7 protein-coding genes and 1 tRNA gene are annotated in these 6,000 nt (G+C 62.2%); 3 read left to right on the forward strand and 5 right to left on the reverse strand.

Translation table 11 applies throughout. From position 1 onward, the window contains the following. Positions 1–82 precede the first annotated feature (82 nt). The 5 genes from pth to MOD31_RS20010 all read right to left on the reverse strand — a co-directional run bounded on the left by pth (position 83) and on the right by MOD31_RS20010 (position 4,353). Positions 83–667, reverse strand: coding sequence for an aminoacyl-tRNA hydrolase (pth, locus tag MOD31_RS19990; protein WP_142939831.1), 585 nt, complete (start codon positions 665–667; stop codon positions 83–85). Between the two features lie 119 nt (positions 668–786). Beyond that, positions 787–1,362: a 50S ribosomal protein L25/general stress protein Ctc gene (locus MOD31_RS19995; protein ID WP_142939832.1), complete on the reverse strand. Its 576-nt coding sequence runs from the start codon at positions 1,360–1,362 to the stop codon at positions 787–789. A gap of 319 nt (positions 1,363–1,681) precedes the next feature. Then, the gene (locus tag MOD31_RS20000; RefSeq protein ID WP_011774071.1) at positions 1,682–2,662 is read right to left on the reverse strand and encodes a ribose-phosphate diphosphokinase; all 981 of its coding nucleotides are present in this window, start codon (positions 2,660–2,662) and stop codon (positions 1,682–1,684) included. 2 nt (positions 2,663–2,664) lie between these two features. Then, positions 2,665–4,158 (reverse strand): bifunctional UDP-N-acetylglucosamine diphosphorylase/glucosamine-1-phosphate N-acetyltransferase GlmU, encoded by a 1,494-nt coding sequence (glmU, locus tag MOD31_RS20005; protein ID WP_250821496.1) that lies wholly within the window; start codon positions 4,156–4,158, stop codon positions 2,665–2,667. Between the two features lie 123 nt (positions 4,159–4,281). Beyond that, positions 4,282–4,353, reverse strand: a tRNA-Gln gene (locus MOD31_RS20010). Between the two features lie 289 nt (positions 4,354–4,642). Between MOD31_RS20010 and MOD31_RS20015 the strand changes: the two genes are divergently transcribed. From MOD31_RS20015 to MOD31_RS22190, 3 genes are all read left to right on the forward strand, one after another. After that, a complete protein-coding gene (locus MOD31_RS20015; protein WP_142939843.1) occupies positions 4,643–5,242 on the forward strand; it encodes a TetR/AcrR family transcriptional regulator in 600 nt (199 codons plus the stop codon). A gap of 105 nt (positions 5,243–5,347) precedes the next feature. Beyond that, positions 5,348–5,764 (forward strand): VOC family protein, encoded by a 417-nt coding sequence (locus tag MOD31_RS20020; RefSeq protein ID WP_223942099.1) that lies wholly within the window; start codon positions 5,348–5,350, stop codon positions 5,762–5,764. 90 nt (positions 5,765–5,854) lie between these two features. Then, positions 5,855–6,000: transposase (locus MOD31_RS22190; protein ID WP_374207002.1), on the forward strand; the 146-nt coding region annotated here is incomplete at its 3' end.

Here is a 6,000-nt window from a genome sequence, read left to right on the forward strand (position 1 = left end):
ACTACCGTCGGGCGCCCGCAGTTTGTAGGGCTAAAGGTCCTCGGGACCGTCAGGCTTTCCTCAGGCTTTCCTCAAGATTTGCTCAAGCTTTGGCGGGGTGGTGCTTCTGTTGCGCCGCGAGCAGGCCCTGGTCCATGAGCAGTTCCACGGCGTCAGCTGCCTCGTCCAGGAGAAACGGCAGTTCCTTCTTCTCCGCGGTAGCGAAATCGCGGAGAACGTAATCGGCTGTCTCCATCCGTCCTGGTGGCCGGCCAACGCCTACTCGGACGCGCAGATAATCCTTGGTGGCGAGTGCTTTTGAAATGTCCCGCAGGCCATTGTGGCCGCCCTCGCCACCGCCAAGTTTTAGCTTGACTGTGTTAAAAGGGATATCAATCTCATCGTGGACTGCGATGACATGGTCCGGGGCAATGTCAAAAAAGTTGCACAGTCCTGCAACGGGTCCACCAGAGACGTTCATGTACGTCATGGGCTTGGCAAGCACCACGCGAGGACCCCCGATACCGAGTCGCCCCTCAACCACCTGGGCCCGGGCTTTGTGCACCTTGAACTTCCCACCCATGCGGGAAGCAAGTTCATCCAGCACCATCTGGCCAACATTGTGCCGATTGTTGCTGTACTCACTGCCGGGGTTGCCGAGGCCAACAATCAGCCAAGTGTCAGTCATGGTCTCATCCTAGGAGTGTGTGCGGGTTCAGCCGAAACGGTGGACGGCAAAGAAGAAAGTGGCCGGGAACCCAAGGGTGCCCGGCCACTGAACGGCGTAAGCCTCAAACAGTCAGAAGACTACTCGGCAGCAGCTTCCGTGTCTTCTTCTTCTTCCGAGCCAGCGGCTTCAGCGATGCGGACAACCAGGGTGTCGCCTTCGGTGAGCAGGGTGGAACCCTTCGGCAGGACCAGGTCAGAGGCGTGGATGCTCTCGCCGGCCTTGAGGCCTTCGATGCTGACCTCGACGGCGGTGGGAACGTGGGTTGCTTCTGCTTCGAGGGAAACCGTGGTGGCTTCGAGGCTGGCAACGGCACCCGGAGCAACTTCACCGGAAACGTGGACGGCGATGTCGACGGTAACCTTCTCGCCGGCCTTCACGGTCTGGAGGTCAACGTGCTCGATGATCTGCTTTACGGGATCGCGCTGGATGTCCTTGACGAGCGTGAGGTGCTGCTCGCCGTCGACGTCGATCGCGAGGAGGGCGTTGGAAACGCGCACTGCCAGCGTGGTGGCACGGCCCGGCAGGTTGATGTGGATCGGCTCTGCGCCGTGACCGTAGATGACAGCCGGGATCTGGCCGGCCATACGTGCACGGCGGGCGAAACCCTTGCCGAATTCGGTGCGCAGTTCTGCGGTGAGCTTCTGCTCAGACATGTGTACTCCTTGATTACTGTGTCACCCGGAAAGTCCGGGCTGGTCTATCAGCAAGGGCGGAGGTCTGGAGATCTTCTACGCCCGGCTGAGATCGGCCGCCGAGCAGCCGTTCCGCCTGTGTTGAAGGAGATGCAGACCCAGTCGATAACGGAGACCCGCAACCCTGATCCACATAATGCGGACCGGATGTGCTCTCCCTCGCCAAGGTATCCCCAGAAGTTTAGCAGCGGATCGCACTCTTTCTGAAAACGACCAAAGAAAACGGGCCACCCGCACGCCCGAAGGCGGCAGATGGCCCGCTTAAGTCAGCAGTCCGGCGTTAGGCTTTGCCGTCGAACAGGCTGGTGACCGAACCGTCGTCGAACACTTCACGAATGGCGCGCGCAATCAAGGGAGCGATCGACAACACCGTCAGCGACGGGAAGCGCTTCTCAGCCGGGATAGGCAGGGTGTTGGTAACCACAACTTCACGGGCACCGGAGTCGGCAAGGCGCTGGGCTGCGGGATCGGAGAAGACAGCGTGGGTGCAGGCAATGATGACGTCCTTGGCACCGGCGTTCTTCAGGACCTGGACGGCACCGGAGATAGTTCCACCGGTGTCGATCATGTCGTCGATCAGCACGCAGGTGCGTCCCTCAACCTGGCCAACAACGGTCTTGGAAACGGCCTGGTTGGGGACGGTGAGGTCGCGGCTCTTGTGAACAAACGCGAGCGGGGCGCCGCCCAGGCGCTCTGCCCACTGCTCTGCAACCCGGACTCGGCCGGTGTCCGGGGAAACAACAGTGATGTTGTCAGCTTCCACCTTGGTGCGGATGTAGTCAGCCAGCAGCGGGATGGCCATCAGGTGGTCAACGGGGCCGTCGAAGAAGCCCTGGATCTGCGAGGTGTGCAGATCAACGGACATGATGCGGTCCGCGCCGGCAGTCTTGTAGAGGTCGGCAACCAAGCGGGCGGAGATGGGCTCGCGGCCACGGCCCTTCTTGTCCTGGCGGGAGTAAGGGTAGAACGGGGAAACTACCGTGATCCTCTTGGCCGAGGCCCGCTTGAGGGAGTCGATCATGATCAACTGCTCCATCAGCCAGTTGTTCAACGGAGCCGGGTGGGCCTGGATGACGAAGGCATCAGTGCCACGGACGCTCTCGGCCGAACGGACGTAGATTTCCCCGTTGGCGAAGTCGTAGGCGTCGATCGGCAGGAGCTCGGTCTCCAGCTCCTTCGCGATTTCCTGCGCCAGCTCCGGATGCGCCCTTCCGGCGGCGAGAATCAGTTTCTTCTCGCCGTGTGCGGTAATTTCGCTCATGCCTATTTGCCCTCTTCTGTGGTTGCCGGGGATTGTGAGGATGTGGAGGCGGACGTCAACTCGTGCGCAGCCTCAGCCAGCTTTGCGGAGTCAGTGCCCGGACGGTTGGCAACGACCCAACCTTCAGCGTTCCGCTGTGCGGCCAGGCTCAGGGCCAGTGCGCCCGCGGGAACATCCTTGCGGATGACGGCCCCGGCGCCGCTGTAGGCTCCGTCGCCCACGGTCACGGGAGCTACGAAGACCGTGTTGGAACCTGTACGGACGCCCGAGCCGATCACCGTGCGGTGCTTCTTCTCGCCGTCGTAATTGGCCGTGATGTTGCCGCAGCCGATGTTGGTGTCTTCGCCGATCTCGGCATCACCGGCATAGCCCAAGTGGGACAGCTTGGAGCCACGGCCAATGGTGACGTTCTTGGTTTCGTAGAACGCACCGATCTTCCCGGTCTCGCCAAGGACAGTGCCGGGGCGCAGGTAGGTGAAAGGCCCCACGCTCGCCTTGGCGCCAATCGTGGAACCGGATCCGTGCGTGCGGATCACCTTCGCACCCTCACCCACGTTCACGTCGGTCAGCGTCGTATCGGGACCCACGACGGCGTCACGCGCCACTGTGGTGGAACCGTGCAGTTGCGTGTTGGGCAGCAGGCGGACGTCTTCGTCAAGGGTGACGGTGGCGTCGATCCACGTGGTGGCGGGGTCCACCACGGTTACCCCTGCGCGCATCCAGGATTCGATGATGCGGCGGTTGTGCTCGGCACCCAGGGCAGAGAGCTGGATGCGGTCGTTCGCCCCTTCAACCTGCCAGCGGTCTTCAGTGACGACGGCGGCCACCCGGCCGCCTGCGTCGCGGGCCAAGCCCAGGACGTCAGTTAGGTACATCTCGCCCTGCGCGTTGTCTGTGGTGACCTTCGCCAGCGCAGTGCGCAAAACGGCGGCATCAAAAGCGTAGATGCCCGAGTTGACTTCGCGGATGGTCCGTTCGGTTTCGCTGGCATCCTTGTGTTCGCGGATACCGGTGACGGTTCCGTCTTCGGCGCGCAGGATCCGGCCGTAACCGGTGGCGTCGTCCAGCACTGCGGTCAGCACTGTGACAGCGTTGCCCTCAGCCTCGTGGGTTGCCACCAGTTCGCCAAGGAGCTGGCCAGTCAGCAGCGGAACATCGCCGTAGGTGACCACTACCGTGCCGGAAAGCTCGGCGTCGGCATCCAAGGCCTTGAGCGCTACTTCCACTGCGCGGCCGGTGCCGGGAACGTCGTCCTGGTCAACAATCAGCGCTTCCGGGTCAAGCCCTGTGACATGCTCGGCTACGCGGTCACGCTCATGGCGGACCACCAAGGCCAGCTTCAGGGGATTAATGGCACGTGCGGCAAGAAGAGCGTGGCCCACCATGGAGCGGCCGCCGATTTCGTGAAGGATCTTGGGAGTCCGCGACTTCATGCGCGTTCCGGCACCTGCGGCCAAAACGATCACCGCTGCGGGACCGATGGTTTCGGGGCTCACGTACTGGCTCTCCTTGCTCGGTATGTCCCGGGTAACCCGGCTTCGGAATGCTGCAATCCAACAATGGACCCAGGCACCGTGAGAGCCGCTACAGGTACAGAGAAGGAGCGCATTTTCCGACCGTTCCGCCCATAGGATTCGAACCTATACTCCACGGCTCCAAAGGCCGGGGTGCTGCCATTACACCAGAGCGGACCGTGCATGCTTTCGTCCCCCGAATCTTGCGGCCCGGAGGGTTTCCCGGATCACCGGGATGCACACACAAGAAACTAGTTTGCCATGACCACCCTGTGCTTCGCGACTTGACCGCCCCGCGTCTGCTCCGTGACTGGTTCCTCCACCCTCATGCAGCCCGCCCATCAGCCCTTCCCCAGCCTACTTAGGGCATGATGGTCAGGTGAGCAACCGCACTGAACTCCCCCGGCCGGCTGCTGTGTCCGAGGCCGCAGCACGCGCCACCATTGCTCCGGCAGCGCGCGTACGAATGACCGGGCAGCAGCGCAAATCACAGCTCATAGGCATAGGACGCGCACTCTTCGCCGCCCGGGGCCTGGACGGCACCACCATCGAGGAAATCGCCGCCTCAGCCGGCGTTTCAAAACCCGTGATCTACGAGCACTTCGGGTCCAAGGAAGGCCTGTACCGGCAGGTGGTGGAGACCGAGTTCCGGATCCTTTTGGATTCCATCACCGAGGCCCTCAGCACTGAAGCCAAGCCCCGGGTACTGGTTGAACGCGCCGCCCTGGCCCTTCTGGGATACATCGAAGACCGCACGGATGGTTTCCGGATCCTCATGCGTGATGCCCCGCCCTCGCAGCCCGAGGGCGCCTTCTCCACTCTGCTATCCCACGTCACCGCCCGCGTGGAACATCTTCTCTCCGACGAATTCGCGCGCCGTGGATTCAGCGCTTCAGACGGAGCAATGTATGCGCAGATGCTCGTCGGTATGGTGGCGATGACCGGCCAGTGGTGGCTCGACAGCCGTACGCCGGACAAGCGCGCCGTTGCCGCGCACCTGGTCAACCTGGCTTGGAACGGCCTGACCGGGCTGCAAAAAGAACCCGGGCTCCGCAGCGAAGGCTAGGTCTATTCCGCGCCCCTTGCACCCAACCGTCTCTCACATCCCACCCCCAAAAACCCAACCGTCTCTCACATCCCTCGCGCCCTGGCACTTTTGTAAGCTTGGTTCATGACGGCGCCCCACCTCTACATCAGTTTTCCCGGCTCAGCTCGAGATGCTCTTGGCTTTTACGCCGAAGTCTTCGGTGGTGAACTGTCCCTGCATTCGTACCGGGACTTTGGACGCACGGACGGGCCACCGGAAGCGATTGCCCACGGAGTCCTCAGCGGAGTCGTCTCCCTCAGCGGATCTGACGCAGCGGCTGGCGAGAAGACCGTACAGATCGAAGGGGCCATGCTCTCGTTGCTTGGAGCAGCCGATCCCCACGTTCTCCACGAATGGTTCGACAAACTCGCCGAGGGCGGCCGGATCGTGGACCCGCTCGCGCCAAAACCGTGGGGTGCATCAGACGGCCAGGTTGTGGACCGCCACGGCCTGCGCTGGCTCATAGGCTACGAGCCGGCGTCGTCAACCGACGGGATGTGAGAGAGGGATCGCCCCAAACCCGCGGGATGTGAGAGAGGGATTGCGGCCGTATGGTTTTCTGAGACAGGTTGATGGGAGATCGACTTCAGAATGACTGGTCCTAGAAGAAAATATGATGCGGCTTTCCGTGAGGAAGCTGTGCAGCTGGTGTTGTCCTCGGATCGTTCAGTGAAGCAAGTCGCTGACGAGCTCGGGGTGAAGGAGAGCACGTTGGGGAACTGGCTTCATCGGCACCG

Origin of the sequence: Paenarthrobacter sp. TYUT067 (genome assembly GCF_023656375.1) — a bacterium.
Lineage (GTDB): Bacteria > Actinomycetota > Actinomycetes > Actinomycetales > Micrococcaceae > Arthrobacter.

Coding starts and splice junctions, on each gene's coding strand:
- pth (WP_142939831.1), bottom strand. CDS start 667: ATGACTGACACTTGGCTGATTGTTGGCCTCGGCAACCCCGGCAGTGAG.
- MOD31_RS19995 (WP_142939832.1), bottom strand. CDS start 1,362: ATGTCTGAGCAGAAGCTCACCGCAGAACTGCGCACCGAATTCGGCAAG.
- MOD31_RS20000 (WP_011774071.1), bottom strand. CDS start 2,662: ATGAGCGAAATTACCGCACACGGCGAGAAGAAACTGATTCTCGCCGCC.
- MOD31_RS20015 (WP_142939843.1), top strand. CDS start 4,643: ATGACCGGGCAGCAGCGCAAATCACAGCTCATAGGCATAGGACGCGCA.
- MOD31_RS20020 (WP_223942099.1), top strand. CDS start 5,348: ATGACGGCGCCCCACCTCTACATCAGTTTTCCCGGCTCAGCTCGAGAT.